Source organism: Bradyrhizobium sp. SZCCHNRI3043, assembly GCF_032377735.1.
GTDB lineage: Bacteria > Pseudomonadota > Alphaproteobacteria > Rhizobiales > Xanthobacteraceae > Bradyrhizobium.
On sequence record NZ_JAUHID010000002.1, the window covers coordinates 119,139 to 144,608 of the forward strand.

Sequence of the window (25,470 nt, forward strand, 5' to 3'; positions counted from 1 at the left end):
CACGACACCATTGAGGATCGATCGATGATCAATCGCTTCAGGAGAATGCTGGTGCTCGGGATGGTCGCGGCGGCCGGCCTTGCTGCAACGGAGGCGCTGGCGCAGAGCGATGCGCAGCGCAACGCGATCAAGTCGGCATGCCGGTCGGACTACATGTCGAAATGCGCGAGCGTGCCGCCCGGCGGCACGGCGGCGTTCCAATGCCTGCAGAAGAACATCGCGAGCCTGTCCTCATCTTGTCAGACGGCGGTCAAGGCGCTCGAGCCTGCCGCGGAGACCAAGCCCGCGGCAGAAGCCAAACCTGCGGCAGAGGCCAAGCCGGTCGTGCAAGCCAAGCCGGATTCGGCGCCACCGGCCGAGAGCAGGCCGGCCGCGGCCGAGGCGAGCAAGCCTCCCGCCGAGCCTCCGAAGGTTGCGGCGCAGCCGGCCGCGTCCGTCCCGGCCGTGCCTGCCCAGTCCGCCACGGCTGCGGCCAAGCCGGCTGCGTCGGTGCCTGCGGTCAAGCCGAGCGAGGCGCAGGTTGCCGCGATCCGAAGTGCCTGCGGCTCCGATTACCGCAAGGTGTGCAGCAGCGTGCCGCCGGGCGGCGCGGCGGCGCTGCAATGCCTGGAGCAGAACAAGGCCAAGGTGTCCGCTCCCTGCGCTCAGGCCATGGCGGCTTCGAGCGGTGGTGCCGCGTCGACCGGGACATCGACGGCGACTGCGGCTGTTGCCTCGCCCGCGGCGACAACCACCCCTGGACCAGCGGCGCCGGCGCTGGTGTTGCGACCGCTGCGGCCGCTCGAGGAGTTGCGCATCGTGAGGGCCGCGTGCGGCGCGGACGCGCGGGCGTTGTGCAGCGGCATCGAGCCGGGCGGCGGCCGGATTGCGCAGTGCCTCGCGGCCAATGCCGGCGCGCTGACACCTGGCTGCAAGGGCATGCTCGCGCAGTTTGCGGCCAATCGCTGATGCAGGGCGGCTGCCGCCGTTCACAGTTACCACCGCCGTGCCCGCGAGGACGCACACGAAAGCGAATCCACCCAAATTGTCCCAGTTGTCGGGCGGGGAGGTCCCAGGCAAGGTCGCGACGGGGTGGATATTTGACCAATCAGATCATGATCAGGAGTTTGAAGATGAGCGCCATTGTTTCACGTGCCATTATTTCCACGCTGTGCGGATTGTTCATCCTGGCGGCGATGCCGTTCGTGTCGATGTCGGATGCCAATGCCGTGGTCTGCGCACGCGGCGTCGTGCGGGCCGGCTGCGCCGGTGCGGCGGGCGCCGTGGTGGTTCGCAAGCCGCCGGTGGCGGCCGCGGCGTGCCGCACGGTGATCGTCAATGGCGTCGCGGTTCGCCGCTGCGTTTAAGCGACGCTTAGTCGGTTTTCGGTATCGAGTTATTTGAAACCGCAATTGCGACGCGCAAGTTTTGCGCGTCGCATGCTGCTTTGCGTAAGCGAGGTAAGCTGTATTTAACGGTGCTCCCGGCAAGGTGCGGCTCGTATCCAACTTGCAATCCAATGGGAGAGGGCCATGGCGTTTTGGCGCTGGCTGCGTGACGCAGCCCTGGTAGCTGCGGTAGTCACGTTTGCCGGCCACGCCGCGGGCGCAGCCGGCTTGAAGGAAGAAATCGCGCCGACGGGCAAGCTTCGCGTCGCCATTGCCGTTGGCCCCGCCGGCGGTGCGTTCTGGTGCGTCAAGTCGGACAGCGGCTATTCAGGCGTTCCGGTCGAACTGGGCAAGGCGATGGCCGCGCAGGTCGGTGTGCCCGTCGAGTTCGTCGAGCATCCGAATTCCAATGCGATCACCGATGAAGCTGCTCGGGGCGTCTGGGATGTGGCCTTCATGCCGAAGGACGCGGAGCGCGAAACCAAGGTCTCCTTCGGTCCGGTCTACGATTCGGTCGAGACCACCTTCATCATCCGCGCCGGTCTCGACGTTGCCAACATCGCGGCGCTGGACCAGGCAGGCACCGAGGTTGCGGCCATCAACGACACGACCGTGCTGCGCGGTGCCAAGGCCTTCCTGAAGAAGGCGACCGTCACCGGCTTCAAGTCCTACGAGGAAGTCTACGCGTTGCTCAGCGCCGGCGAGATCGACGCGCTCGCGCTGGCGCGCGATCAACTGAATCTCATCACCAAGCAGATTTCCGGCACCAAGGTGCTCGCCGAGACCTTCAAGAAGACGGATACCGCGGTTGCGGTGCCGCTGAAGCATCCGCAGTCGCTGGCCTTCGTCACCAAGTTCATGACGGATTCCAAGGCGAACGGCCTGCTCAAGAAAGCCTACGGCGCCAACAATCTGAGCGAATCGACTTTGCTCACCCAGTAGGCGCACCGACGCTGCCTGCCGAACTCTCCCACGCCACAGGCGGGGGAGAACCATCGTCTCAGCCGGCACCCTTCGGCGTCAGTTCGGCGCCCGCCTCACGATCGGATCGAGGCCGCTTTCCGTGATGACATGACGCGCGTCCGGTGATTCCAGGAACTTGATGAGCGCCTTGCCGGCCTCCGGCTCCTTGGCGTCCGTGGCAATGCCGGCGGAGAACACGGTGATCTTCTGCAGTCCGGCCGGCAGCGGCCCGACGATGTCGATGCCCTTCACCGGCTTGAGCTCGCTGATCTGCTGAAAGCCGATCTCCGCTTCGCCCTGGGCGACGATCTCGCCGACGGGAGTGGCCGGAATCATCCGCGCCTTGCCTTTCATCTCGTCCTTGACGCCAAGCTTGTCGAACATCTCGGTCGAGACGTAGACGCCGCTGGCGCTGTCCGAATAGGCGATGGTCTTGGCGGCGATCAGCATGCGCTTCACGGCTTCCGCGTTCGAAATATCGGGATGCGGCATCCCCGACTTGACCGCGACGCCGATCGGCGAATTGGCGAGGTCCGCACGGCTATCCGGCATCACCTTGCCCTTGGTGGTGAGATCGCTGAGCGCGTAGCCCACCATGATGAGGACATCGGCAGGTTCGCCGCGCTCGAGGCGAACGGGAATCGCATTCGTGGTCGTTCCCATCGACGGGCCGTAGGCAATCGTGACCTTGTGACCCGAGCGCCGCTCGAACTCCGGCACCAGGGATTTGAACGCAGCGGTCATGCCGCCGGAGATCATGACGTGGACTTCTGCAGCTTGGGCCGCGGTGGTCAGGAGGAACGCGGCCGAAGCGGCGAGACCGATGATGCGGAGATGGGGCGAGAGTATCATGGCAGGCTCCGAGGCGAACGGCTGGAGGCCGGGGGCGCTTTGGATAGCCCGGCCTTGCCAGGAAGGCCAGCGCCGGCGTCGGCGCATACGGCCGTCCCTGCAATGCGTCTCGCTTGCGGCGTCACTGTGTTAGTAGTGTGGCGAGGCTGCTCGCCGCCACCTCAGCCGGCCTGATAGGCCGGCGCGGATGCGAGAAAGTCGTTATACGCGTCCGCATCGGGCGGCGTGAACATCTCGGCCAACGGGTTGCGCCGTCGGCGCTGGGCGCCGATGTCTGCAAGCAGTTCGTCGAAATGCTTGAAGTGATAGGGCGCGACGCAAAGTCCGCCATAGACGCCCGCGGCAGGGCGCTCGATCCGCTTGAAATGCAGCATCATCTCGATGTTGTCGCGCATCTCGCGCTCGCTCGGTTGATGCGCCAGCTGTTTGTCGGCATACCGCACCAGCCAGTTGGCGGCCATGTCCGCGCAGAGCACGGTGCAGAAGCTCGAATTGAAGCCGACGAACCCCATGTCGGGAAGATCGGGATTGGCGATCAGCCGATAGAGCCGGTACTGCCCGTCCGGATCGACCAGTCTGGCGCGGTCGGCTGCCGACAGGAACGGGACCCCGAGCTTGTAGCCGATGGCGAGGATCGCGACGTCGGCCGGAATTCGTTCACCGTCGCTGGTCACGATGGTGTTCGGCTCGTAGTGGCCGAAGGTGCCGTAGACAGCCTTGATCCGGCCGTCTGCGACCATCGGGAAGAAGTCGGGCGTCGCGATCGGGACGGAGCAGTTCACGCCGTCCTCGATCCTGCCGTTCGGCACCATGTTGCATTTGGCGAGCTTCAACTGCGTCTTGAGCAGGCTCTCCAGGCCGCGCCAATTGGCCCAGACGAGCGGCTTGGCCAGCAGATGGGCAAGGCGCGAGAGCGGGCCGATGCCCCAGCTTGGGAACATCTGCTCCTGGGCGCGGATATAGAGGATGCGCTTGAAGTTGATCAGACCGCCGATGAAGTAGGGAATGCGCCACACCGCTTCACGAAGCACGATCGTGACCGAGCGCGCGCCGGAGCGCACGGCGTTGACCGCGATGTCGGTTGCCGATTTCGAGCCGCCGAGGACCACCACGTCGCGCCCCCTCGTGAGCGCGGCATCGTTGTATTTCGAGGAATGCAGGATCAAGCCGCCGGCGGCCGCGAACTGATCTTCGCCGGCAAGCGACAACGTCTGCGGCTCGTTGAACTGACCGGTGCAGACGGCGACGAAATCGAAATCCTCCCGGCTCGTTCGGTCTCCGGTCTTGAGGTCGAGGCTCCATCCAGGCTTGCCGTCACTGCGGCGCTGCATCGCAAGGACGGTCGTGTTCAACCGCATCAGGCGGATGAGGTCGTGGGACTTCGCGTAGTCGGCAAGATAGGCATAGACCTGCGGTCCCTTCGGCCATTCGGGGTAGTGATCCGGCATCGCCTTGTCGGTGTAGCGATAGAGCTCCTTGGGGCTCTGCGTCTGCACGTCGGGATAGGATCGCGCGGGCTCCCAGACGCCGCCGAGATCGGCGCTCCGCTCGACGATGGTGACGTCGTGCCCGCGGGCGGCGAATGCTTTGGCTGCAGCCAGGCCGGAGACGCCGGCGCCGATCACACAGACATTCTTTCGATTGATCATGGGACCTCCTTGTTGTCGGGCGGCGCGGCCGCGCACCCGCCGCGCCGCAAGAGCCCGCAAGAGTTTGATGGTGACGAAGGTCGCCCGGCGCGACCGAGATGTGCGATGCCGACGGACAAGCCAGCTTCGAAATCAGGGCGAGAAGGATCTCTCCGATCGCATGTCGTTCAGGCGCAGCCGTTGCTCATGCTGCAGGCGCACCGGGCCGATAGCGATGATCGCGCGCCGTCCGTACCGCAACAATTGAGGAGCGCTCGCCAGGTCCGGCGCTGCCGCCTAGTCGTTGGCCTCCGGCGGCAGGAAGTCGACCTCGTGCTCCGCCGAGATCCGCACCACTTCGGCCGGGTCGGCGAGATTGTCCAGCATGTTGAACAGCGCCTCCAGCTTCTGCATCGGGGAGACCCAGAACAGCGCGCGCGCCGGCTTGTCGGATTTGTTGAAGTAGCCATGCGGAATGCCGCGCGGCATGCGCACGAGGTCGCCGGCATTCGCCTTGACCCAGACGCCGTCGAGCTTGAGGTCGAGGACGCCTTCCTGCACCAGGATGAACTCGTCCTGGGTGGGATGAACGTGAACCGGCACGAACTGCCCGGGCTCGCTGTTGGTCTCGAAGGCGAACGTGGAGTCGGTGACGGCCTTGGGATAATAGAGCTGACCCAGGATATTCCAGGTCTTGCCGGCATAGCCGGTACCTGCGCGCGTGATGCCTTTTTCCAGTGTGATCATGGCGGATCTCCTTGCTGCACGCATGGGAGGATCAAGCCAGGGCGACGCCAAGTCTATCCAGAAAACGAATCCCTCGACGTCAGTTGCTAATTATTATAGGTTTCAAACGATCTCGACGGACGACGTGGGCCATGACTGCAGATGCAGCCGCTGATCGTAGTTGGAAGTCACCGGCTGTGCCGCGGCTTACAGCCTATGGCCGTGTTGCAACGCACGATGTCGATGAGGCCGCTGAACAAATAGGCCGCATCTTCTGTCCGCATGGGCTGCAACCGGAGGCGGATACTGCGCGCGATTTCCTCGCTCTGCATAATTGTGCGGCATTCGATGGCTTTTCCATCAACTACGTCGCCTATGGCGGTGCGGTAACCATCGATCCCGGCTGTCTCGACCGCTTCTTCCTGCTGCAGCTTCCGCTGGCGGGGACCGCGCGGGTCTTTGCCGGGGCCGGCGAGGTCGCCACGGCGCCAGACCATGCAGCATCACTGCTGTCGCCGACATTGCCCACGCGCATGGTCTGGGACGCTTGCGCTCAGTTGATCCTGTTGCTCGACCGCCGTCTCGTGGAACAGCGCGCCGCCGCGCTGTCCGGGCGCGCGGTGCAACCGATCGAATTCGATCCCGCGATCGCGCTGTCGGGATGTCATGGCTCGCGGCTCCGGGCTCACATGCTTGGGCTCGCCGACCTCGCCGAGCGTCTCGGCGGTGGGGGCGGCCTGCCATCGGTTGCGGCAGCCAATTGGCGCGAGACGCTGCTGGATATTCTGTTCGAGCAGCCGGGCAATGGCCTGGCGGAGGCGATCAGGCTGCATTCCGGCCGGGTCGAGACGCTGCCGCAGGCCGTCCGCCGGGCGCGAGATCTCCTGGCGGCGCACGCAGCCGAACCGCTCGATCTGGCGCAACTCGCGGCGTCGTCAGGCGTGGGGATCCGGGCGCTGCAGGGCGGCTTCCGCCGCCATTTCGGCATGTCGATCTCCGACATGCTGCTCGACATCCGGCTGGCGCGGCTCAATGCGCAATTGATGGCGGCTCCGCCGGGGGCGCGGATCATCGACATCGCCTTCGACCTCGGCTTCACCCATCTCGGGCGGATGGCGGGTGCCTATCGCGACAAGTTCGGGGAGGCGCCGTCGGCGACACTGCAACGCGTGCAGCGCGGCCGCTTCACGAATTGACGTGAACGAAATCCCGCAGCAGCGGATAGATCTCGTTATTCCACTTCTTGCCACTGAACACGCCGTAATGGCCGACGCCGGCCTGCATGTGATGGACGCGGCGATAGGCACGTACATTGGTGCAGATGTCCTGCGCCGAGAGCGTCTGTCCGATCGAGCAGATGTCGTCGCGCTCGCCTTCCACCGTCATCAGGCCGATACGCCGGACCGCTTTCGGATCGACGGGACGGCCGCGATGCATCAGCTTGCCCTGCGGCAGCAGATGCTCCTGGAACACGTCGCGCACGGTCTCGATGTAGAACTCGGCGGGAAGGTCCATGACCGCGAAATACTCGTCGTAGAACGTCTTGATGGTCTCCGCCTTCTCGACCTCACCCTTGGCGAGATGATTGGCGAGATCCATGTGCTGTTTCACATGGCGCTCGAGATTCATCGATACGAAGGCCGTGAGCTGCACGAAGCCGGGATAGACCTTGCGGAACGCGCCCCTGCACTGGAAGGGCACGTAGTGGATCAGGTTGTCCTCGAACCAGTCGATCGGCTTGCTCTTGGCGAACTCGTTGACCTTGGTCGGCTGGATCCGCGTGTCGATCGGTCCGGCCATCAAGGTCAAGGTGGCGGGGCGCGACGGATGGTTGTCCTCGCACATCACGGCGGTGGCCGCGAGCGCGGAGACCGACGGTTGGCAGATCGCCACCATGTGCGGCCGCGGACCGAGCTGGCTGAGAAAACTGATGAGATGATCGGTGTAATCTTCCAGACCGAAGCGGCCATGATCGCGCGGGATGTCGCGCGGATTGTGCCAGTCTGTGATGTAGACGTCGTGATCCTGCAGTAGCGTCTTCACGGTGCCGCGCAGCAGGGTGGCGAAATGGCCGGACATCGGCGCGACCAGCAGCACCTTGGGCTGATCCGGCGCAGCGTCCTTCTTGAAGTGCAGGAGCGAGCCGAACGGCGTCTCGAACGTGACCTCTTCGGTGACGGCGAGCTCGCGGTTGCCGACCGTCACGCTGTCGATGCCATACGCCGGGCGAGCGTAGGTCAAGGCCGCGCGGGAGATCAGCTCGAGCGCGGCGGACAGACGCCGCATGGCGCGGCTGGATAGCCCTGATGGGATCAGGTTGAGATAGCGCATGGCGGCTGCCGCGCTCTGGCGCCAAGGCTCGGTCAGGTCCATGTGGTTCTGATAGGCTTGGTACAGTAGCGCCATCGCGTCCGATCCATTACATGCATTGCTGTATGCAATATCGGAGCCAGAGTGGCCGAGGCTTGCCTGAAAAACTGGCATGTCGCTTGCTCGCTGAAATCTCTGACGTATCCGGCTCCGCGCATGATGCCGCTCGCACGAGCGGCACGGTGGGCGAACGACAAGCGGCAAAGCGGCAAGAGGGTAGGGGCGACATGGCCAAAGCGACGTTGACCATCAGCAGCAAGAATTACTCGTCGTGGTCGCTGCGCGGCTGGCTGCTCGCAAAATTTTCCGGGCTCGATTTCGACGAGGTCGTGGTCGGTCCGGACGACGCATCGGCGCGCGCCGAGATCCTGCTGCTGTCGTCCTCGATCCTGGTGCCGTGCCTGCGCCACGATGGTGCGACGATCTGGGATACGCTGGCGATCGGCGAGTATCTCAACGAGACCTTTCCGGAGGCGGGCCTACTGCCTGCCGACCGCATTCAGCGCGCGCATTGTCGCTCGATTTCGGGCGAGATCCATTCCGGCTTCACGACCCTGCGGGCGTCGCTGCCGGTCAATCTCAAGGGCCACTTCCCGGGCTTCAAGGTCTGGACGCGGGCGCAGGCCGACATCGACCGCATCTGGGCGATCTGGCGCGACTGCCTGGACAGATCCGGCGGCCCATTTCTGTTCGGCGGGCGCGGCATGGCGGATGCGATGTATGCGCCGGTGGTGACGCGCTTCGTGACTTATGACGTGAAGCTCGAGCCGCAGCTCAGGGCCTATGCCGACCTGATCATGGCGCTGCCGGAGATGCAGCAATGGATCGAGGCCGCCAAGGCCGAGCCAGAGGAGATCGAGGAGCTGGAGGTCGAGTACTAGGGTCCTGCCGTCAGCGGCCCGTGCCCGCGGCCCTTTGCAGCCGCCGGCTCCGGCGAGAACGGCTCATGCCACGGGCAGGTGCTGCTCAATTTGAAGCCGGATCTGCGTCTTCGCGGCGCGTGGCGTGAGCTGTCAGCACGTCACCATTGCCGTGTGGCGTCGGCCAAAACCCGGTTGTTGGCAATCGGTTCGGCCCGCGATGGCGCGCCTGGCCTGCCGATCTTTGCGTTGCAAACGGGGCGTGGCGTGGTTTTCGCATGGCACAATCCGCTTTCGGACGTGGTGGCCTCTGTGGCCGATCGATGGGCCGCAACGGTCGCCGATGTCGGGATCAACCGGTGGAGGCCGTCATGAATCAGCATGCAGTGGTGACCAAGTTCTCGCACGTGAAGCCCGACGACACCGCCTACACGGGCGGCGGGTTGCGCGACTTCTTCCTGTATCGCGATCTGGGCATCGCCGACGCCACCGGCGGGCAGGTGATCTGCCACCTCGTCAAGGCCAATCCGGATTGTCCGCCGGTGGATGGCACCGGCTGGCATCGCCATGATTGCGATTTCCAGATCGTCATCATGATGAAGGGCTGGGCCCGCTTCATGTACGAGGACAAGCCGACCCTGGTGAACGCCGGCGACGTTGTGCACCAGCCGTCCCGGCATCGTGCACTACCTCTACGATTATTCCCCTGACATGGAATATATGGAGATCGTCAGCCCGGCCGACTTCAAGACGATCGAGATGCCGCCGGCGACCGACAACGTGCCGCCGGTCACGCCGTGGACCTGAGCGCCTGAGCTCCTTCTCCGTTAATCTTTAGCATCCGGTTGCGGCATGCGGCACGATGCTTCTCCTCATGATGTGGTGGGTCGTCTCCGACGTGTCCGATATCTAGCGTGAACAGGTCGCGCACCAGATGCGGCATCCGATTCGGACGCGATTCGTTCCAGCAGCGTTCCAAGGATTAAGACGGCAAGGCAGCGCCGTCGCATTTTGAAACACGGCACGCGCGCTGCCTGTCTCGCGCCTTGGTGCTCTACATTGCCCCTTGCGACCGATCTGGCGCCGGTCCATCACCCGCGAGGGGAGCATCGATCATGACCTTGACCACATTGGCTTGGCTCGCGCTCGCGGCCTATGGCGCGCATATTCTTGAGGAATACACGTTCGATTGGCGCAATTGGGCGCGTGCGGTGATGAAGCTGCCGGTCGAGTGGAGCGACTTCTACGTGACGAACGCGCTGGTGGTCGTGCTCGGCGCGGTGCAGGCAGAACTTGCCGAGACATGGCCGCCGGCCGCGCTCGCCTACGCAGCGCTGATGATCATCAACGCCATCTTCTTCCACATTCTGCCGTTCCTGCGCAGTGGAGGCAGATTCTCGCCGGGGCTGGCGACGGCGCTGATTCTGTTCTTTCCGATCGCAATTGCGATGTGGCGGCGGGCGTGGGGTGACGGTGTGCTCGACGTTGGAACGGCTGTCCTTGCGGTCGTCACCGGCGCGCTGCTGATGGCCTATCCGGTCGTGATGCTCAATCTGCGTTCGAAACCGTATTTTCGGCAAGACCGGCCCTGAGCAGAACTCAGGGCCCGGTGTGATCAATAAGACGAAGCGCGATCGGCAACGAAGCTCGGCTGCGGACGGCGTCCATTGCGCTCATCAAATCGCGCGCGCGGGAAGCGCCAGCCGATGACAGTGGCTTCGAGCGCGCCGCCGGATTCCTTGTTGTGCCATTTGCCATCAATGTAGAAACAGGGGAAAGGAAGTTGATAGGTGCCGCTGTGATCCTCGCACAGCACCTCGACCGTCTGCCCCGGCGGTGGCTCACCGCTGCCGTCGAATTGCGCCAGCCGTTTTTCGCGCGTAGCCATTCTGTCCATCTCCCTAAAAACGGGTCCCGGCCGGAACTTCAATGCGCGATTGAGGTCTCAGTATGGTATCAATCAGGAAACTCCGTCAGTTCCACGCAAAATCATGTGTTGGGCAAGCCAATGAGAAAATTGTGATGCGAAAATTCGTTGCCGCGCGAATCATCTTTGCCGCGAGCGTGCTCGCGATATGTGTGAGTTCTGCCGGACATGCGCAGGATATTCCGGGCATCGAAATCTGCACTGCAGAAAAGGCGATGGATCGACGGACATCATGTCTGCAGAGCAATATCGATTTCCTGCAGAAGACGATGACCAAGCAATCGCTCGATCAGCAGCAGAAGCTCGATGCGGCGAATCGCCAGATCCAGGCGCTGAAGGCCGCGCTGATCTCGCAGCAGGGCCTGATCGACGAGCTGAAGGCGTCCCAGGCGAAGCTCGCGGACGAGCTGAGGAAGAAGGCCGATGCGCCGGCTGCCAAGGACGCGGCGCCGGCGAAGCCGACCAGCAAATAGCACGGTCCGCAGCGCAATAACGATCAAGCGCACGTGGATCTCCGCGCGCAGGATCGGGCGCTTCGATAGGAGAGAAGCGTGTCCACCAACCCGGCCCAGAAGGCACTCTGGTTCATCGAGAGTCATCTGTCGGCGCCGTTGACGTTGGATGACGTGGCGGCCATCGCCGGCGTGTCGCGCTTCCACATCGTGCGCGCGTTCGCGGCGGCGACCGGCGTCTCGGTGATGCGCTATGTCAGGCTGCGCCGTCTCAGCGAGGCGGCACGGGCTCTGGCCTCTGGCGCACCCGACATTCTCAGTCTCGCGCTTGAGGCTGACTACGGCTCCCACGAAGCGTTCACGCGCGCGTTCCGCGACCAGTTTGGCGTCACGCCGGAATCGGTGCGCGCCAACCCATGCCTCGATGGCCTGCCGCTTCAGGAGCCGATCATGATGGACCAGACCCCGCTCGACGATCTCGCCGCCCCGCGCTTCGTGACGGCCAAGCCCCTGCTCGTGGCGGGCGTCTCCGAACGCTTCAGCCACGACAATGGGGCCGGTATCCCGGCGCTGTGGCAGCGCTTCCACCAGGCGGTGCACGAGATCCCGGCGCGCATCGGAGATGTCGCCTACGGTGTCTGCTGCAACGGCGACGATGCCGGAAATTTCGACTACGTGGCAGGAGTCGCGGTGACCGACTTCTCCGACCTGCCGCGCAGCTTCGCCAAGGTTCGGATTCCCGCCGCGACCTTTGCCGTGTTCGCCCATCCGGACCACGTCTCGACCATCCGCCGCACCGTCAACACGATCTGGAATCACTGGCTGCCGCAATCGGGCTGCACGGTCGCCGACGCACCGAGCTTCGAACGCTACGATCAGCGCTTCGATCCGAGGACCGGTGATGGCGGGTTCGAGATCTGGGTTCCGGTGATTCGCTGACCCCCGCCGGAGGCGTCCCGGATTTGTGTCGAGACGCTGCAGGCCAGCCCTGCGGCGCCGGACCCCGCCGATTGCTTGGCAAGCAGCGGCACGTTTGCGATAACCTCACGCCTAACAACAATGCGCCGCAGCGCGGCGACGAAAGCGGGAGGTCGTCCGATGTCCGACATGCGCGTGCTCGCCACCGATCTGGAATTTCCGGAAGGGCCCGTGGTGATGCCCGACGGCTCGGTGGTGCTGGTCGAGATCCGCGGCAAGCGCCTGACGCGGGTGTTTCCCGACGGCCGCAAGGAGGTCGTGGCGCAGATTCCGGGCGGGCCGAACGGCGCAGCCCTCGGGCCCGACGGCAAGATCTACATCTGCAACAATGGCGGCTTCTCCTGGATTCCGACCGGCAAGATGATCATGCCGGGCCCGCAGCCCGAGGACTATCTCGGCGGCTCGATCCAGCGCGTCGATCTGCAGAGCGGCAAGATCGAGACCGTGGTCAGCCGCTGCGGCGAGCATGAGCTGCGCGGGCCGAATGACCTCGTATTCGACCGCCATGGCGGCCTGTGGTTCTCCGATCTCGGCAAGCGCCGCGCCCGCGACATGGATGTCGGCGCGTTCTATTATCTCAAGCCCGGCATGAGCGAGATCGTCGAGGCCGTCCACGGCATCCTGCCGGCCAATGGCATCGGGCTGTCGCCGGATGAGAAGACCGTCTACATCGCGGAGACGCCGACCGCGCGTCTCTGGGCCTACGATCTCGCCGAGCCCGGCACCGTGAAGCCGCGCGAGGTGATCTATCGCGGCGAGCGCGGCCGGCCGATCGCGGGCCTCGGCGGCTACCAGATGTTCGATTCGCTCGCGGTCGAGGCGAACGGCAATGTCTGCGTCGCCACGCTGGTGACCGGCTGCATCAGCGTGATCGCGCCCGACGGCACGCTGGTCGAGCAGGTGCCGACCGGTGACCGCGTCACGACCAACATTGCCTTCGGCGGTCCCGAGCTGAAGACAGCCTACATCACGCTGTCGGGCAGGGGTGAGCTGGTGGCGATGGACTGGCCGCGGCCGGGCCTGCCGCTGAATTTTCTGAACAAGTAGGACAGCTGGGCATCGTCATGACGCTGCGCGGATGATAACGAGCAACGTAGAACGTTCTCGGAATTGCTCCTCATGGTGAGGAGCGCCGTAGGCGCGTCTCGAACCATGAGGCCCGACCTCGGCCTCATCCTTCGAGACGCAGCGCTGCGCGCTGCTCCTCAGGATGAGGGGAAGGAGTGTCAAATGCCCTTTCTCGAACCAGTCACCCTCCGCGGCGCGCACGCCAGCCTCGTGCCGCTGTCATCAGACCATCACGACGCGCTGGTCGAGGCCGTCAGCGACGGCGAATTGTGGAAGCTGTGGTACACCGCAGTTCCGAAACCCGAGACCATGGCCAAGGAGATCGAGCGCCGGCTCGGCCTGCTCGCGGCCGACAGCATGCTGCCGTTCACGGTGCTCGACCCCGACGGCCGCGTCGCCGGCATGACCACCTACATGAACGTCGATGCCGCCAACCGTCGCGTCGAGATCGGCTCGACGTGGTATGCGAAGCGGGTGCAGCGCAGCGCGCTCAACACCCAGTGCAAGCGGCTGCTGCTGGCGCACGCCTTCGAGGCGATGAACTGCATCGCGGTCGAGTTCCGAACGCATTTCTTCAACCACCAGAGCCGTCGCGCCATCGAGCGGCTCGGCGCCAAGCAGGACGGCATTTTGCGCAGCCACCAGATCGCGCCGAACGGCACGCTGCGGGATACCGTCGTCTACAGCATCACCGCGGCCGAATGGCCGACCGTGAAGGCGCATCTCGACTACCAATTGAATGACAAGCCGCGCTGATCGCGCTATGGCCGCTTGCCGCCTGGCGCGGCGGACGATGACGAGACCGGGACGAACGACCAGATGGATATCTTCGACTATGTGATCGTGGGCGCCGGCTCCGCCGGCTGCGTGCTGGCGAGCCGCCTCAGCGAGGACCCCCAGGTCACGGTGTGCGTGCTGGAGGCGGGGCCACGCGACTGGCACCCCTACATCCATCTGCCGGCCGGCTTCATCAAGACCTTCTACATGAAGAGCATCAACTGGGGCTATCAGCAGGAGCCGGGACCCTACACCGCTGGGCGAAGCATCTACGCGCCGCGCGGCAAGACGCTCGGCGGCTCCTCCTCGATCAATGGCCATGTCTACAATCGCGGCCAGCGCCAGGATTTCGACACCTGGGCGCAGATGGGCAATCGCGGCTGGAGCTATTCCGACGTGCTGCCGCACTTCAAGCGCATGGAGAAGCGCATCGGCGCCGGCGAGGATCAATATCGCGGCCGCGACGGCAAGCTCATCGTGACCACCATGGAGTGGAAGGATACGCTGTGCGAGGCCTTCATGGATAGCGCCGTCTCGCTCGGCATCCCGCGCAACCCCGACTACAACGGCGCGATCCAGGAAGGCGTGTCCTACGTCCAGCGCACCATCCAGAACGGCCGCCGCGTGTCGTCGGCAACCGCGTTCCTGCGTCCGGCTAGCAAGCGGCCGAACGTCGAGGTTCGCACCCACGCCCACGCCACCGGCGTTGTGCTGGAAGGCAAGCGCGCGGTCGGCGTGCGCTATCACCGCGGCGGGCGCGGCGGCGTGCCGGTCGAGGTGCGCGCGCGCAAGGAGGTGATCCTGTCCGGCGGCGCCTATAACTCGCCGCAGCTGCTGCAGCTGTCCGGCATCGGCGCGCCCGAGCTGCTGCAGGAGCACGGCATCGAGGTGTGTCATGCACTCCGAAGCGTCGGCGAGGGCCTGCAGGACCACTACGCGCCGCGCACCGTCGCGCGCGTCAAGAACATCAAGACCGTCAACGAGCTCGCGCGCGGCCTCAATTTGTGGGGCGAGGCGCTGAAATGGGCGGTGACGCGGCGCGGCATCCTGTCGCTGTCGCCGACCATGGTCTACTGCTTCTGGCATTCCGGCGAGACCGCCGAAAGCTCCGATCTGCAGCTCACCTTCACGCCGGCGAGCTACAAGGAGGGTGTGCAGGGCCAGCTCGAGGACGAGCCCGGCATGACGGTCGCGTCGTGGCAGCAGCGCCCGGAGAGCCGCGGCTACGTGCGGCTGCGCTCGGCCGATCCGTTCGATCAGCCGCTGATCCAGACCAACTATCTCACCGCCGAGCTCGATCGCCGCGTCGTCGTCGCCGGCATGAAGCTGGCGCGTCGCCTGCTGGCCTCGGCGCCGCTCGCGCCATACTACGCTTACGAGGATTTCCCCGGCCCGAAGGTGCAGAGCGACGATGAGCTCCTGGCCGCGGCGACGCAGCGCGCCACCACCACCTTCCACCCCGGCTGCTCCTGCCGCATGGGCCCGGCGGAGTCGACCTGGGCCACGGTCGACGACCAGCTCCGCGTCCACGGCCTTCAGGGCCTGCGCGTCGCCGATGCCTCGATCATGCCGCGCATGATCTCCGCCAACCTCAACGCTGCGACCTTGATGATCGGCGACAAGGCGGCGGATCTGATTTTGGGCAAGGCGCCGGTGGGGGAGAGTTTGTCGGCGTAGTGGGGCGCCCCACACTCGGCACTTGCTTGGAGGTCGGGCAATCACCCCAGCGGAGGTGAGCTCCCCTCCCCCTTGCGGGGAGGGGTCGGGGGTGGGGGTCCACGGGCGCTGAACTCCGCTGTGGGCGCGCTGTCGGCAGGGCGCTGTTGTTTCGCAAGAGCGAACCACGATATCTGCAAGTCGTGATCTATCGCACGAGTCAAAGCAAGCCGAGGGTGGCCCGGCGAGCTAACGATGTGGACACGGTTCGGAGCTCTCGATCGCTCATCATTTAGAGCAGGACTCGCGGACCCCCCACCCCCGACCCCTCCCCGCAAGGGGGAGGGGAGCTCACCGCCCGTGCGGCAGGCGGCGGTCACGCGCGACGTGCACAAACTACTTCACCAGCCTGAACTTCCCTCCCTCGACCTTGATCAGGAACGCCGAGCGCTCGTCGTAGCCGTTGTGGTCGGTCGGGCTCATGTTGGAGAGGCCGTTGTTGAGATAGACGTCCTTGCCGCGCTCCAGCTCGTCGCGCAGCGCGGCGCGAAACTCTGCGGTGCCCGGCTTGGCCGCCTTCAACGCGCCGGGGATGGCGCGCTTGAGCAGCGTGGCGGTGTCCCACAGATGTGCGGCGAAGATGTTCGGCTTGTCGCCATTGGCGGCCTGATAGGCTGACACGAATTCGTCATTGGCACGGCGGAACGGATCCTCAGCGGCGAGATCGTCGGCGATCGAAAAGGCCTCGCCGGCGAAGATCGCTCCTTCGACATTCTCCTTGCCGAGCTTGATGAACTCCTGCGTCGCCACGCCGTGGGTCTGGAAGATCCTCCCCGCATAGCCGCGCTCGCGCAGCGCCTGTTGCGGCAGCACGGCCGGCGTGCCGGCCGAGGCGATGAACACCGCGTCCGGATTGGTGGCGATCACCTTGAGCGCCTGGCCGGTGACGCTGGTGTCGCCGCGGGCATAGACCTCGTGGGTGGTCACCGTGAGCCCGAGCTTCGGCGCCAGCTTCGTCACCTCCTGATAGTAGCCTTCGCCATAGCCGTCGGACACGCCGATGAAGCCGAGCGTCTTCACCCCGCTCCTGGCGATGTATTTGAGCATCGCCGCGGCCATGATGTCGTCATTGGGCACGACCTTGAACGCCCATTTGCGCTTGTCGTCCATCGGTTGCACGATCGCGGTCGAGGCCGCCAGTGACAGCAGCGGCGTCCTGCTTTCGAGCGCGACGTCGAGCATCGGCATGGTGACCGGCGTCAGCGACGAGCCGATGATGACGTCGACACCATCCTGGATCACCAGCCGGCGCGCGTTCTGCAATCCCTTCACGCTGTCGGATTCGTCGTCGAGCGCGATATAGACGATCTTCTCGCCGCCGATCTCCTTCGGCAGCGCAGCTACCGCCTTGATCTGCGGCTGCCCGAGCGCCGAGCCGGGCCCGGTTGCGGACACCACGATACCGACCTTGATGTCGGCGCGCGCGGGCGAGCCGAAAGCCATCGTTGCAGCAATTCCGATCGCCGTGAGCGCGGCTCTCATCGTGGTTCCTCCCCGTTGAGCGTGCTCGGCGCGTTGACTGGCCGAGACTTTGGCCGATGAGCGTAGCCGGACTGGCGGCCCCGTGTCTGTCCCCGTGGTTGGTGACGCGGGGCGACGCTTCCAGCCGAGGCGGGTTGCTGCTAGGTTTCGGCGAACAAAGAGATCCGGGAGGAACGCATGGAGGCTCAGGGGCCTGGTATCGACGCGGCCGGCGCCGTCGGCGCGATGGTGCTCGCGATCGGACAGCCCGAGTTTCCGCAAGTCCTGATCGAGACGCTGCGCACCGTTGCCGATGTCGGCCACTGCATGGTGTTCACCTTCGAGAACCAGCGCTCGGCGCGCTGCCTGCTCAGCACGGGGAACATCGCGATCGGGCCTGATCTCGGCGCGGCCTATTCGGAGCATTTCCACACTGCCGATCCGAACCGGGACACGATCTTCCGCAGGCGCGCGGACGCGCGCCACATCCTGCTGCCGAATTTCGCGCGCCGCATGTACCCGAAGGGCTACCGCAAGCTGTTCTTCGAAGATTCCGAGATCGTCGACAAGGCCGCCACCGCGATCTGGGTCGGCGAGCACTGCACCTACGTGAACTTCTATCGCACCGCTGTGCAAGGCGGTTTTGAGCCCCACGAGCGCCAGCGCATCGCCGCGGTCGCCCCGATCGTGGGGGCCATCGTCGCGCGTCATTGCCAGGATCGCGCCGCCACGATGGACCCGGCCGACAAATTTGCTTCGTTGTTTGCCGCCGACGGACCGCTGTCGGTGCTGACCGCGCGGGAGAAAGACGTCTGCCGTCGCATCCTCGAAGGCTTCACCTCCGAGGCGATCGCCGGGGATCTTGGCATCGCCCTCAACTCCGTCTTCACCTATCGCAAGCGCGCCTATGAAAGGCTCGGCATTGCCTCGCAGAACGAGCTGTTTGCGATCGCCCTCCGCCTGATGGCGACACCGCGGCCGCTGAACTGAGCGAGGAGGGCTCGCCTGCTGTCACCCATCGCCGGGACAGACGTTGCCGGAGCGTGCAGCTAGCCTGCGCCGTCAGACCGGAGACCGAGAGTGAGCACAGCACCGCGCTTCGATATCGATACCGCCACCTTCTGGGCCGATCCCTATCCGGCGCTGGCGCGCATGCGCCAGGAGGCGCCGATCGCCTTCGTGCCGCAGCTCGGCAGTACGCTGTTGTGCCGTCGCGACGACATCTTCGTGTCCGAGAAGCAGATCGACGTCTTCAGCTCGCATCAGCCGCAGGGCCTGATGAACCGGCTGATGGGCCACAACATGATGCGCAAGGATGGCGCGGCGCACATGGCCGAGCGCCAGGCGATCGCGCCGGCGGTGTCGCCGCGGGCCGTGCGGGTGCACTGGCTGGCGCAGTTCCAGGCCCATGCCGACCGGCTGATCGACGCGCTCGATCCCACCGCCGACGTGGACCTCGTCCGCGACTTCGCATTGCCGTTCTCGGCCGAGTGCCTGAAGCTGATCACCGGCCTCACCAACATGCGCTTTCAGGACATGAATGCGTGGTCGCAGGCGATGATCGACGGCATCGCCAACTACACCGCCGATCCCGCGGTCGAGGCGCGTTGCAGCGCCGCGACTGCCGGCATCGACGCCGCAATCGACGACATGCTGCCGGTGCTGGAGAAGACCCCGAACCAGAGCCTGCTTGGCGTGATGCTCGCCACGCAAATGCCGATGGAGAGCATCCGCGCCAACATCAAGCTCGCCATCTCGGGTGGCCAGAACGAACCGCGCGATGCGATCGCCGGCACGGTCTGGGCGCTGCTGACGCATCCCGAGCAGCTCGCGCTGGCCATCAAAGGCGAGGTGCGCTGGCTCCAGGTGTTCGAGGAATATGCCCGCTGGATCTCACCGATCGGCATGTCGCCCCGGCGCATCGCCAAGCCCTGGACGATTCGCGACGTCGCCTTCGAACCGGAGGAGCGCGTGTTCCTGATGTTCGGCTCGGCCAATCGCGACGAGGCGCATTTCACCGACCCCGATCGCTTCGACGTCCGCCGCGACGTCTCCAAGAGCATCGCCTTCGGCGCCGGCCCGCATTTCTGTGCGGGCGCCTGGGCCTCGCGCGCGATGATTGCCGAGGTCGCATTGCCGACGCTGTTTGCGCGACTGCCGAACCTGAGGCTCCGAAACACCGAGCCCGTGCGCATCGGCGGCTGGGCCTTCCGCGGCCTGCTGAATCTGCCGGTGACCTGGGACGCGGGGCCGAATTGACGGACGCAATCCTCTTGCGTCGCGACCATCGACATTCCGGGGCAAGGCCGTAGGCCTTGAACCCGGAATCTCGAGATTGTGTCGGCACCCGCAACCGCGTAGTTGGACGAGATCACATAGCTCGCGGCCAGCGTGAAGCAGTCGTCCCAGGTGATAGGTGAAGGCTGAGGTGCCAAAACGACCTAGAGGCCGGTGAGCAATTTCTTGAGAAGAGCGTTGAGCGTCTTCTGTTCCGCCGGTGTCAGGACGGAAATCAATCGTGCCTCCAGGGCCACCATTGGACCAATCAGATCGTCGATCGCGCGCTTGCCGGCAGGGGTTAAAGCAATTTGCCTGCCACGTCGGTCATTGGGATCGGGGTATCGTTCGACCAATCCGGCGCGCTCCAACCGATCGAGGCGGTTCGTCATGCCGCCTGAAGAGATCATTGCCGCTTCATAGAGCTGGGTCGGTGAAAGCATATAGGGCTCACCGGCGCGCCTGAGGGGCGTGAGGACGTCAAACTCGCCAACCTGTAGCCCTGCTTCTGCGAGCAATGGGTTCATGTGGTCGCGGATCACCCGTGCGGCGGCGTCAAGCAAACGCCCCACGAGCTCTACAGGCAGCGTTGGAAGATCAGGGCGCTCGCGAGCCCATTGTTTTGAAGCGATCTCGGCACGATCCATGGGCAAGTGTCTTTCGATAAAGTATCTTGATATTAAGATACATTTGGACTACCGCTATGAGGCGAGACGACAGCTTGGCCTCAGAGGTCTTGGAAGGAAAGCGATGCCCAACATGATTTTGGTGAACTTCCCCGTGAGAGATCTCGCCGCGTCGACAGCATTCTACGTTGCCCTTGGTGGGGCGGTGAACTCACAGTTTTCCGGCGAAAGCTCGACGTCCCTCATGTTCACGAACACGATCGGTGTGATGCTGCTGACCCACGATCAATATCGCGAATTCACCAAACGCCCGATCGGCGACGCTCGACGCGAGAGTCAGGCTATGTTCGCCCTTACGGTCGCCGACCGCGATGCCGTTGATGCAACCCTAACTCGCGCTGTTGCTGCGGGCGGACGCGCCGATCCCAACCCAGCTCAGGATCTCGGCTTCATGTACAACCGCCACATTGAAGACCCGGATGGCTACGTTTGGGAAATCGTGTGGATGAACTCGTCAGCAAACACCTAAACGTGGAGGATTACCCCATAAGCACAGATCACTCATGCCGGCGTCTCCTCGGGGTGCCTGTGAATCGAGCCGCCCTTGTCCCGCACGCAATTCAATAGGCCCTGAGCCGAGGATGCCTCCCGCCGGGCGACCTGCTCGAATACAGGCCTGATGGCGCCGAGGAGCCGCAGCGACGCCTTGCTGGGTGAGCGGCGCTGCTTTCATCCTGACGTGAGCTTCCAGGCAGTCCGGCATCCCGCGCACGCAACAAAATTTTCCTTTCGCTTTTTCGGAAAGTGTGCTTATCTCCTGCCAACCCGCCTCGTGCAGAGGGACGTACGCGTCGTCACGATACGTGGAGGTGGGGGGCGATGGACGTGATGGCTGCGCCAGACGAGCGCAGTCGGCGCGTACGGAGAAGTCGTGTGGTCCTGGCCTCTCGACGCTGAGGTCAAGTTCGCGGTCGTTGCTTGACGGCACGCGCGGACGATGGGGGCAAGACAGCCGATCCCCAGGGAGATCACGTATAATTCGTAGAGCCATCGCGCAGGGAAGGCCGGGATGTCTCGGCCGAACCTGTGGTTCCTGCCCCGTGCATTCTTTCCGCACGGGGGCCATGGGGGCGGCGAGCTCCCGGCCTTCCCTGCGCCCTCTCGTTGTTGGGGAGGGACGTGACTGCCGCATCACTCGGGCCCCATCAGCTGCGAGAGCGTGTACTCATGAGCAGAATGGGCGGATGTGAGATCAGCATGAGCTCTACAAGCTCCGCCGTCACGCCCGGCTTCGCGGGTGATGACAGACATGGCGAGGATGGGCTGTTGGAAACGTCGATCAGATGTCGGATGCGCGACCGCAACGACCGATGTCAGCCTCACGCCTCCAGCGCAGTGCGGATCATGCGCGCAAGATCGGCGCTGACGTAGGGCTTGGCGAGCAGCAGCACGTCGGCATCGAGCCGCCCATGATGCACGATCGCGTTCTCCGTGTAGCCCGATGTGTAGAGCACCTTCAGCCCGGGACGGCGCTTCTCGGCCTCGATCGCGAGCTGGCGGCCGTTCATGCCGCCTGGAATGATGACGTCGGTGAACAGCAGGTCGATGCGTTCCGGATTGTCGATCAGCGCCAGGCCCTCGGCGGCGTTGCTCGCGGCGAGCGTGCGATAGCCGAGACGGCGCACCTGAGCCACGACGTAGTCGCGCACCAGCGCATCGTCCTCGACGATCAGGATGGTCTCGTCGCCCTGTGCGACAGCCGGCCGGCCGGGCTCGGCCGCCGGCGGCTCCGGCGCGCTCGCTGCCCGCGGCAGATAGAGCTTGACCGTCGTGCCGTGGCCTTCCTCGCTGTAGATCTTGACGTGGCCGTTCGACTGCTTGACGAAGCCATAGACCATGCTGAGGCCGAGACCCGAGCCCTTGCCGACGTCCTTGGTGGTGAAGAACGGCTCGAACACCTTGTCGAGCAGCGGGGCGGGAATGCCCTGGCCGGTGTCGCTGACCGCGATCATGACGTAGCTTCCGGGCTTGGCGTCGCGGTTCAGTTGCGCGTAGTGCTCGTCGAGCGTGACGTTCTTGGTCTCCAAGGTCAGCTTGCCGCCGTCCGGCATCGCGTCGCGCGCGTTGAGCGCGAGGTTGAGGATCGCCGTCGACAATTGGCTCGGATCGATCAGCGCCGGCGCGCTGTCATGGGCCAGCATCGATTCGATCTCGATCTGCTCGCCGAGCGTCGGCCGCAGCAGACGGCCGGCTTCGACGACGAGCGCATTGATGTCGGTGGCGCGGGGCTGCAGCGGCTGGCGGCGCGAGAAGGCAAGCAGGTGCCGGGTCAGATCGGCGCCGCGCTCGGCGGCGGCGCTGATCATGCCGGCGATGCCGGCGAGCTGGGGCTTGTCCTTGACCGCATCGGCGAGGATCTCGATCGTCCCGGTGATGACGGTCAGGATGTTGTTGAAGTCGTGCGCGACGCCGCCGGTGAGCTGGCCGATCGCCTCCATCTTCTGTGCCTGACGGACCTGGGCCTCGTTGGCCTCGATCTCCTGGAATCGTCGCACCATCGCCTCCGCGGCGCGGCGCTGGCGGATCTCCTCCTCGAGCTGCGCATAGGCCTTCTGCAAAGTGATGCGCGTCGGCAGCACCAGAAGCTGCGGCAGCATCTTGATCATGACGACGATGATTCCGATCGAGGTGACGCCAAGAAAGATGTTGATGAGGCCCGTGATGGTCGAGGTCGGCACCCAGAGATCGACGATCGCCAGCAGGCGGGTGACCCCGACGACGGCCACGAAGGTCGCAAGCGCTCCGACGATGCCGCGGAACATCACGTCGCGCCAACGCCGCCGCAGAAACGTGCCGACCACGAAGGCGATGGTGAAGAAGGCGCTGGCGACCAGTCCGTTGGACACGACCTGCAGCCATATCCATACCGGCGCTCCCTGCAGACCCGCCGCTTGCACCGTCAACGTCGGCATATGCAAATCATCCTCAAAAACGCAACGCGCCAAACCCGGGGGCGGCCCGGCCTGTCGTCGTCTCAACCCGAACGGATCATTCAGCTTTTCGCCTCTGGCGCAAGGGCAATGGCGGCTTCGACGCGGATCGCGGCAGGGCGCCTTCGCGCCGCCGCGAATGCCGCACCGCCGCGCGGCGTCAAAAGCCTGCCACACATCCTTTACCGGCCGGTCACGCGGCTGTTAACGCGCCGACCTAAGTCGCTCGACACCGTCATCACCATGGGGAATGAACGAGATGTCGAACACGATCGCGCACAACCGGCGCGAGTTCCTGCGGCTGCTCGGAGCGTCGGCTGCGACCGCGGCCCTCGGCCAGAGCATCGAGCGCGCGCATGCCATTCCGGCGTTCAACCGTCACGGCAGCATCGAGGACGTCAAGCACATCGTTGTGCTGATGCAGGAGAACCGCGCCTTCGATCATTACTTCGGCGCGATGCGCGGCGTGCGCGGCTTCAACGATCCGCGCGCCGTGAAGCTGCCGAACGGCAACCCGGTGTGGCAGCAGCCCAGCGGCACAGGATCGGTGATGCCGTTCCGCGTCGACAATGCCGGCCAGGTCTATGTCGAGGACGTGGCGCATGGCTGGAACGACGGCCAGAAGGCCTGGAACAACGGCAATTACGACAAGTGGATCGCCAACAAGGGCACCACGACGATGACCTGCATGAACCGGCAGGATCTGCCCTGGCACTATGCGCTCGCGGACGCCTTCACGGTGTGCGATTCGTATTTCTGCTCGGTGATGGGCCCGACCGATCCGAACCGCTACTACTTGTGGACCGGCTGGGACGGCAACGACGGCAAGGGCGGCGGCCCGGTCATCACCAATGCGGAAGCCGGCTACGACTGGACCACGTTCCCGGAGCGGCTGGAGAAGGCGGGCATCTCCTGGAAGGTCTACCAGGACATCGGTCTCGGCCTGACGGCGGAAGGCTTCTGGGGCTGGACCCAGAATCCGTGGATCGGCAATTACGGCGACAACTCGCTGCTGTATTTCCACCAGTATCAGAACTCGCAGCCGGGCAGTCCGCTGTACGAGAAGGCGCTGCGCGGCAGCAACATCGCCAAGGGCGGCACGTTCGAGAACCTGTTCGACGGGCTGCGCAACGACGTGCGCAACGGCACGCTGCCGCAGGTGTCGTGGATCGCAGCTCCCGAAGCGTTCAGCGAGCATCCGAACTGGCTGCCGGGGCCGGGCGCCTGGTACATCTCCAAGGTGCTCGACATCCTGACGTCGAATCCGGAACTGTGGAGCAAGACCGCGCTGATCATCAACTACGACGAGGGCGGCGGATTCTTCGACCATGCCGTCGGCCCGTATCCGGCGATGTCGCAGGCCTGGGGCCAGTCGACCGTCGATGTCAGCACGGACCTCTTCGCCGGCGACGGCAGCCACGTGGCTGGTCCCTACGGCCTTGGCGTGCGCGTGCCGATGCTGGTGGTGTCGCCGTGGTCGCGCGGCGGCTTCGTGTGCTCGGAAGTGTTCGATCACACCTCGGTGATCCGCTTCATCGAGCGCCGCTTCCATCACAAGGCGCCTGATTTGTTCGAGAGCAACATCCCGGCCTGGCGGCGCGCGGTGTGCGGCGATCTCACCTCGGCGTTCAACTTCACCTCGCCCAACGAAGGCATGGCGCCGCTGCCGAGCACGGCCGGCTTCAAGCCGCCGGTCGCGGACATCACCTCCGGTGCGCGTTTCGACGACTATCACCCGGTTCCGCCGGCCAAGCAGGTGATGCCGCAGCAGGAGCCTGGCATTCGCCCGGCGCGCGCGCTGCCCTACGATCTCCGCGTCGACGGCGATGCCGACGCCGCGCACAGGACGTTTGCGATCCGCTTCGTCAATCCGGGGCAGGCGGGCGTCTGCTTCCACGTCCGCTCCGGCAACACCGCGGCCGGACCGTGGAGCTACACCGTCGAGGCCGGCAAGTCGCTGCGGGGCGCATGGGACCTTGCGGCCAGCGCCGGCCAGTACGATCTGTCGGTGTACGGGCCGAACGGCTTCTTCCGCCACTTCAAGGGCGGCGTCGCCACCACCGCCGCGCTGGTCGATGTCGACACCGTCCATCTCTGCGATTGGGACGATGGCGACGATTCGCGCAGCCTTGCGATCGCGCTCACCAACAAGGGGGCGAGCTGCGTCGTGACGCTGGCCGACAACTATACGGGACGCAGCGAGCGGCACCGCCTGCAGCGCGGACAGCGGCTCGAGACGCGGGTTCGCCTGCAGCAGACCCATGGCTGGTACGATCTGACGGTCACGACTGATACCGATGCCAACTTCAACTGGCAGCTCGCGGGTCATGTCGAGAACGGCCGGCCCAGCATCAGCGACCCGGCGATGGGCAGGATCGCCGCGACCTGATCGCGAACGATATCGGGATGCGCCCGGAGCGATCCGGGCGCAT

23 protein-coding genes and 1 pseudogene are annotated in these 25,470 nt (G+C 64.9%); 16 read left to right on the forward strand and 8 right to left on the reverse strand.

What is annotated here, in order from left to right; genetic code table 11:
• The first annotated feature begins 24 nt into the window (after nucleotides 1-24).
• The 3 genes from QX124_RS06300 to QX124_RS06310 all read left to right on the forward strand — a co-directional run bounded on the left by QX124_RS06300 (nucleotide 25) and on the right by QX124_RS06310 (nucleotide 2,309).
• Nucleotides 25-948, forward strand: a complete 924-nt coding sequence (locus QX124_RS06300) for a hypothetical protein (RefSeq protein ID WP_315796675.1) — start codon at nucleotides 25-27, stop codon at nucleotides 946-948.
• A gap of 164 nt (nucleotides 949-1,112) precedes the next feature.
• Nucleotides 1,113-1,346, forward strand: a complete 234-nt coding sequence (locus QX124_RS06305) for a hypothetical protein (RefSeq protein ID WP_315718042.1) — start codon at nucleotides 1,113-1,115, stop codon at nucleotides 1,344-1,346.
• A 165-nt stretch (nucleotides 1,347-1,511) separates the two neighbouring features.
• On the forward strand, nucleotides 1,512-2,309 hold the full coding sequence (locus QX124_RS06310) for a transporter substrate-binding domain-containing protein (RefSeq protein ID WP_315738623.1): 798 nt from the start codon (nucleotides 1,512-1,514) through the stop codon (nucleotides 2,307-2,309).
• Nucleotides 2,310-2,387: 78 nt separating this feature from the next.
• Here QX124_RS06310 and QX124_RS06315 read toward each other — a convergent pair whose 3' ends face one another.
• The 3 genes from QX124_RS06315 to QX124_RS06325 form a co-directional block, all read right to left on the reverse strand.
• Nucleotides 2,388-3,182: a substrate-binding domain-containing protein gene (locus QX124_RS06315; protein ID WP_315796676.1), complete on the reverse strand. Its 795-nt coding sequence runs from the start codon at nucleotides 3,180-3,182 to the stop codon at nucleotides 2,388-2,390.
• A 161-nt stretch (nucleotides 3,183-3,343) separates the two neighbouring features.
• Nucleotides 3,344-4,831 (reverse strand): flavin-containing monooxygenase, encoded by a 1,488-nt coding sequence (locus QX124_RS06320; RefSeq protein ID WP_315796677.1) that lies wholly within the window; start codon nucleotides 4,829-4,831, stop codon nucleotides 3,344-3,346.
• A gap of 276 nt (nucleotides 4,832-5,107) precedes the next feature.
• Nucleotides 5,108-5,557 (reverse strand): cupin domain-containing protein, encoded by a 450-nt coding sequence (locus QX124_RS06325; RefSeq protein ID WP_315718048.1) that lies wholly within the window; start codon nucleotides 5,555-5,557, stop codon nucleotides 5,108-5,110.
• Nucleotides 5,558-5,688: 131 nt separating this feature from the next.
• Between QX124_RS06325 and QX124_RS06330 the strand changes: the two genes are divergently transcribed.
• Complete coding sequence (locus QX124_RS06330) at nucleotides 5,689-6,732, forward strand: AraC family transcriptional regulator (protein WP_315796678.1); 1,044 nt, start codon at nucleotides 5,689-5,691, stop codon at nucleotides 6,730-6,732.
• Here the strand turns inward: QX124_RS06330 and QX124_RS06335 are convergent.
• A complete protein-coding gene (locus QX124_RS06335) occupies nucleotides 6,722-7,942 on the reverse strand; it encodes a polyhydroxyalkanoate depolymerase (RefSeq protein WP_315796679.1) in 1,221 nt (406 codons plus the stop codon). The two genes, QX124_RS06330 and QX124_RS06335, sit on opposite strands and share 11 nt — an antisense overlap.
• A 191-nt stretch (nucleotides 7,943-8,133) precedes the next feature.
• Here QX124_RS06335 and QX124_RS06340 point away from each other — a divergent pair, with 191 nt between their 5' ends.
• The 3 genes and pseudogenes from QX124_RS06340 (at nucleotide 8,134) to QX124_RS06350 (ending at nucleotide 10,358) form a co-directional block, all read left to right on the forward strand.
• Nucleotides 8,134-8,787 (forward strand): glutathione S-transferase family protein, encoded by a 654-nt coding sequence (locus QX124_RS06340; protein WP_315775945.1) that lies wholly within the window; start codon nucleotides 8,134-8,136, stop codon nucleotides 8,785-8,787.
• 350 nt (nucleotides 8,788-9,137) lie between these two features.
• Nucleotides 9,138-9,573 (forward strand): annotated as a pseudogene (locus QX124_RS06345) (cupin domain-containing protein).
• 308 nt (nucleotides 9,574-9,881) lie between these two features.
• Nucleotides 9,882-10,358 carry an HXXEE domain-containing protein gene (locus QX124_RS06350; RefSeq protein ID WP_315738615.1) on the forward strand — a complete coding sequence of 159 codons (477 nt, stop codon included), beginning with the start codon at nucleotides 9,882-9,884 and terminating at the stop codon, nucleotides 10,356-10,358.
• Nucleotides 10,359-10,381: 23 nt separating this feature from the next.
• Here QX124_RS06350 and QX124_RS06355 read toward each other — a convergent pair whose 3' ends face one another.
• A complete protein-coding gene (locus QX124_RS06355; RefSeq protein WP_315718054.1) occupies nucleotides 10,382-10,654 on the reverse strand; it encodes a hypothetical protein in 273 nt (90 codons plus the stop codon).
• Nucleotides 10,655-10,788: 134 nt separating this feature from the next.
• Here QX124_RS06355 and QX124_RS06360 point away from each other — a divergent pair, with 134 nt between their 5' ends.
• From QX124_RS06360 to QX124_RS06380, 5 genes are all read left to right on the forward strand, one after another.
• Nucleotides 10,789-11,166: a hypothetical protein gene (locus QX124_RS06360; RefSeq protein ID WP_315738614.1), complete on the forward strand. Its 378-nt coding sequence runs from the start codon at nucleotides 10,789-10,791 to the stop codon at nucleotides 11,164-11,166.
• Nucleotides 11,167-11,244: 78 nt separating this feature from the next.
• Nucleotides 11,245-12,084 (forward strand): AraC family transcriptional regulator, encoded by an 840-nt coding sequence (locus QX124_RS06365; RefSeq protein ID WP_315796680.1) that lies wholly within the window; start codon nucleotides 11,245-11,247, stop codon nucleotides 12,082-12,084.
• 159 nt (nucleotides 12,085-12,243) lie between these two features.
• Nucleotides 12,244-13,170, forward strand: a complete 927-nt coding sequence (locus tag QX124_RS06370) for an SMP-30/gluconolactonase/LRE family protein (RefSeq protein ID WP_315796681.1) — start codon at nucleotides 12,244-12,246, stop codon at nucleotides 13,168-13,170.
• A 183-nt stretch (nucleotides 13,171-13,353) separates the two neighbouring features.
• Nucleotides 13,354-13,947: a GNAT family protein gene (locus QX124_RS06375; RefSeq protein WP_315796682.1), complete on the forward strand. Its 594-nt coding sequence runs from the start codon at nucleotides 13,354-13,356 to the stop codon at nucleotides 13,945-13,947.
• A 63-nt stretch (nucleotides 13,948-14,010) separates the two neighbouring features.
• Complete coding sequence (locus QX124_RS06380; RefSeq protein WP_315796683.1) at nucleotides 14,011-15,645, forward strand: GMC family oxidoreductase; 1,635 nt, start codon at nucleotides 14,011-14,013, stop codon at nucleotides 15,643-15,645.
• Nucleotides 15,646-16,020: 375 nt separating this feature from the next.
• On the opposite strand, the gene QX124_RS06385 is transcribed toward QX124_RS06380, so the two are convergent.
• Nucleotides 16,021-17,166: an ABC transporter substrate-binding protein gene (locus tag QX124_RS06385; RefSeq protein WP_315796684.1), complete on the reverse strand. Its 1,146-nt coding sequence runs from the start codon at nucleotides 17,164-17,166 to the stop codon at nucleotides 16,021-16,023.
• Between the two features lie 177 nt (nucleotides 17,167-17,343).
• Here QX124_RS06385 and QX124_RS06390 point away from each other — a divergent pair, with 177 nt between their 5' ends.
• Both QX124_RS06390 and QX124_RS06395 read left to right on the forward strand, forming a co-directional pair.
• Nucleotides 17,344-18,135 (forward strand): helix-turn-helix transcriptional regulator, encoded by a 792-nt coding sequence (locus QX124_RS06390; RefSeq protein WP_315796685.1) that lies wholly within the window; start codon nucleotides 17,344-17,346, stop codon nucleotides 18,133-18,135.
• A 90-nt stretch (nucleotides 18,136-18,225) separates the two neighbouring features.
• On the forward strand, nucleotides 18,226-19,404 hold the full coding sequence (locus QX124_RS06395) for a cytochrome P450 (protein WP_315796686.1): 1,179 nt from the start codon (nucleotides 18,226-18,228) through the stop codon (nucleotides 19,402-19,404).
• 182 nt (nucleotides 19,405-19,586) lie between these two features.
• Here the strand turns inward: QX124_RS06395 and QX124_RS06400 are convergent, their stop codons facing one another.
• A complete protein-coding gene (locus tag QX124_RS06400; RefSeq protein ID WP_315738605.1) occupies nucleotides 19,587-20,069 on the reverse strand; it encodes a MarR family transcriptional regulator in 483 nt (160 codons plus the stop codon).
• Nucleotides 20,070-20,172: 103 nt separating this feature from the next.
• Here QX124_RS06400 and QX124_RS06405 point away from each other — a divergent pair, with 103 nt between their 5' ends.
• Nucleotides 20,173-20,577: a VOC family protein gene (locus QX124_RS06405; protein ID WP_315738604.1), complete on the forward strand. Its 405-nt coding sequence runs from the start codon at nucleotides 20,173-20,175 to the stop codon at nucleotides 20,575-20,577.
• Between the two features lie 850 nt (nucleotides 20,578-21,427).
• On the opposite strand, the gene QX124_RS06410 is transcribed toward QX124_RS06405, so the two are convergent.
• Nucleotides 21,428-23,020, reverse strand: coding sequence for an ATP-binding protein (locus QX124_RS06410; protein ID WP_315738603.1), 1,593 nt, complete (start codon nucleotides 23,018-23,020; stop codon nucleotides 21,428-21,430).
• Between the two features lie 277 nt (nucleotides 23,021-23,297).
• Here QX124_RS06410 and QX124_RS06415 point away from each other — a divergent pair, with 277 nt between their 5' ends.
• Complete coding sequence (locus tag QX124_RS06415) at nucleotides 23,298-25,427, forward strand: phosphocholine-specific phospholipase C (RefSeq protein ID WP_315796687.1); 2,130 nt, start codon at nucleotides 23,298-23,300, stop codon at nucleotides 25,425-25,427.
• The last annotated feature ends 43 nt before the right edge of the window (nucleotides 25,428-25,470 follow it).

Excerpts from the sequence above, each read along its gene's own strand:
- QX124_RS06300 (WP_315796675.1), top strand. The coding sequence starts at position 25 with ATGATCAATCGCTTCAGGAGAATGCTGGTGCTCGGGATGGTCGCGGCG.
- QX124_RS06305 (WP_315718042.1), top strand. The coding sequence starts at position 1,113 with ATGAGCGCCATTGTTTCACGTGCCATTATTTCCACGCTGTGCGGATTG.
- QX124_RS06310 (WP_315738623.1), top strand. The coding sequence starts at position 1,512 with ATGGCGTTTTGGCGCTGGCTGCGTGACGCAGCCCTGGTAGCTGCGGTA.
- QX124_RS06315 (WP_315796676.1), bottom strand. The coding sequence starts at position 3,182 with ATGATACTCTCGCCCCATCTCCGCATCATCGGTCTCGCCGCTTCGGCC.
- QX124_RS06320 (WP_315796677.1), bottom strand. The coding sequence starts at position 4,831 with ATGATCAATCGAAAGAATGTCTGTGTGATCGGCGCCGGCGTCTCCGGC.
- QX124_RS06325 (WP_315718048.1), bottom strand. The coding sequence starts at position 5,557 with ATGATCACACTGGAAAAAGGCATCACGCGCGCAGGTACCGGCTATGCC.
- QX124_RS06330 (WP_315796678.1), top strand. The coding sequence starts at position 5,689 with ATGACTGCAGATGCAGCCGCTGATCGTAGTTGGAAGTCACCGGCTGTG.
- QX124_RS06335 (WP_315796679.1), bottom strand. The coding sequence starts at position 7,942 with ATGGCGCTACTGTACCAAGCCTATCAGAACCACATGGACCTGACCGAG.
- QX124_RS06340 (WP_315775945.1), top strand. The coding sequence starts at position 8,134 with ATGGCCAAAGCGACGTTGACCATCAGCAGCAAGAATTACTCGTCGTGG.
- QX124_RS06350 (WP_315738615.1), top strand. The coding sequence starts at position 9,882 with ATGACCTTGACCACATTGGCTTGGCTCGCGCTCGCGGCCTATGGCGCG.
- QX124_RS06355 (WP_315718054.1), bottom strand. The coding sequence starts at position 10,654 with ATGGCTACGCGCGAAAAACGGCTGGCGCAATTCGACGGCAGCGGTGAG.
- QX124_RS06360 (WP_315738614.1), top strand. The coding sequence starts at position 10,789 with ATGCGAAAATTCGTTGCCGCGCGAATCATCTTTGCCGCGAGCGTGCTC.
- QX124_RS06370 (WP_315796681.1), top strand. The coding sequence starts at position 12,244 with ATGTCCGACATGCGCGTGCTCGCCACCGATCTGGAATTTCCGGAAGGG.
- QX124_RS06375 (WP_315796682.1), top strand. The coding sequence starts at position 13,354 with ATGCCCTTTCTCGAACCAGTCACCCTCCGCGGCGCGCACGCCAGCCTC.
- QX124_RS06380 (WP_315796683.1), top strand. The coding sequence starts at position 14,011 with ATGGATATCTTCGACTATGTGATCGTGGGCGCCGGCTCCGCCGGCTGC.
- QX124_RS06385 (WP_315796684.1), bottom strand. The coding sequence starts at position 17,166 with ATGAGAGCCGCGCTCACGGCGATCGGAATTGCTGCAACGATGGCTTTC.
- QX124_RS06390 (WP_315796685.1), top strand. The coding sequence starts at position 17,344 with ATGGAGGCTCAGGGGCCTGGTATCGACGCGGCCGGCGCCGTCGGCGCG.
- QX124_RS06400 (WP_315738605.1), bottom strand. The coding sequence starts at position 20,069 with ATGGATCGTGCCGAGATCGCTTCAAAACAATGGGCTCGCGAGCGCCCT.
- QX124_RS06405 (WP_315738604.1), top strand. The coding sequence starts at position 20,173 with ATGCCCAACATGATTTTGGTGAACTTCCCCGTGAGAGATCTCGCCGCG.
- QX124_RS06410 (WP_315738603.1), bottom strand. The coding sequence starts at position 23,020 with ATGCCGACGTTGACGGTGCAAGCGGCGGGTCTGCAGGGAGCGCCGGTA.
- QX124_RS06415 (WP_315796687.1), top strand. The coding sequence starts at position 23,298 with ATGTCGAACACGATCGCGCACAACCGGCGCGAGTTCCTGCGGCTGCTC.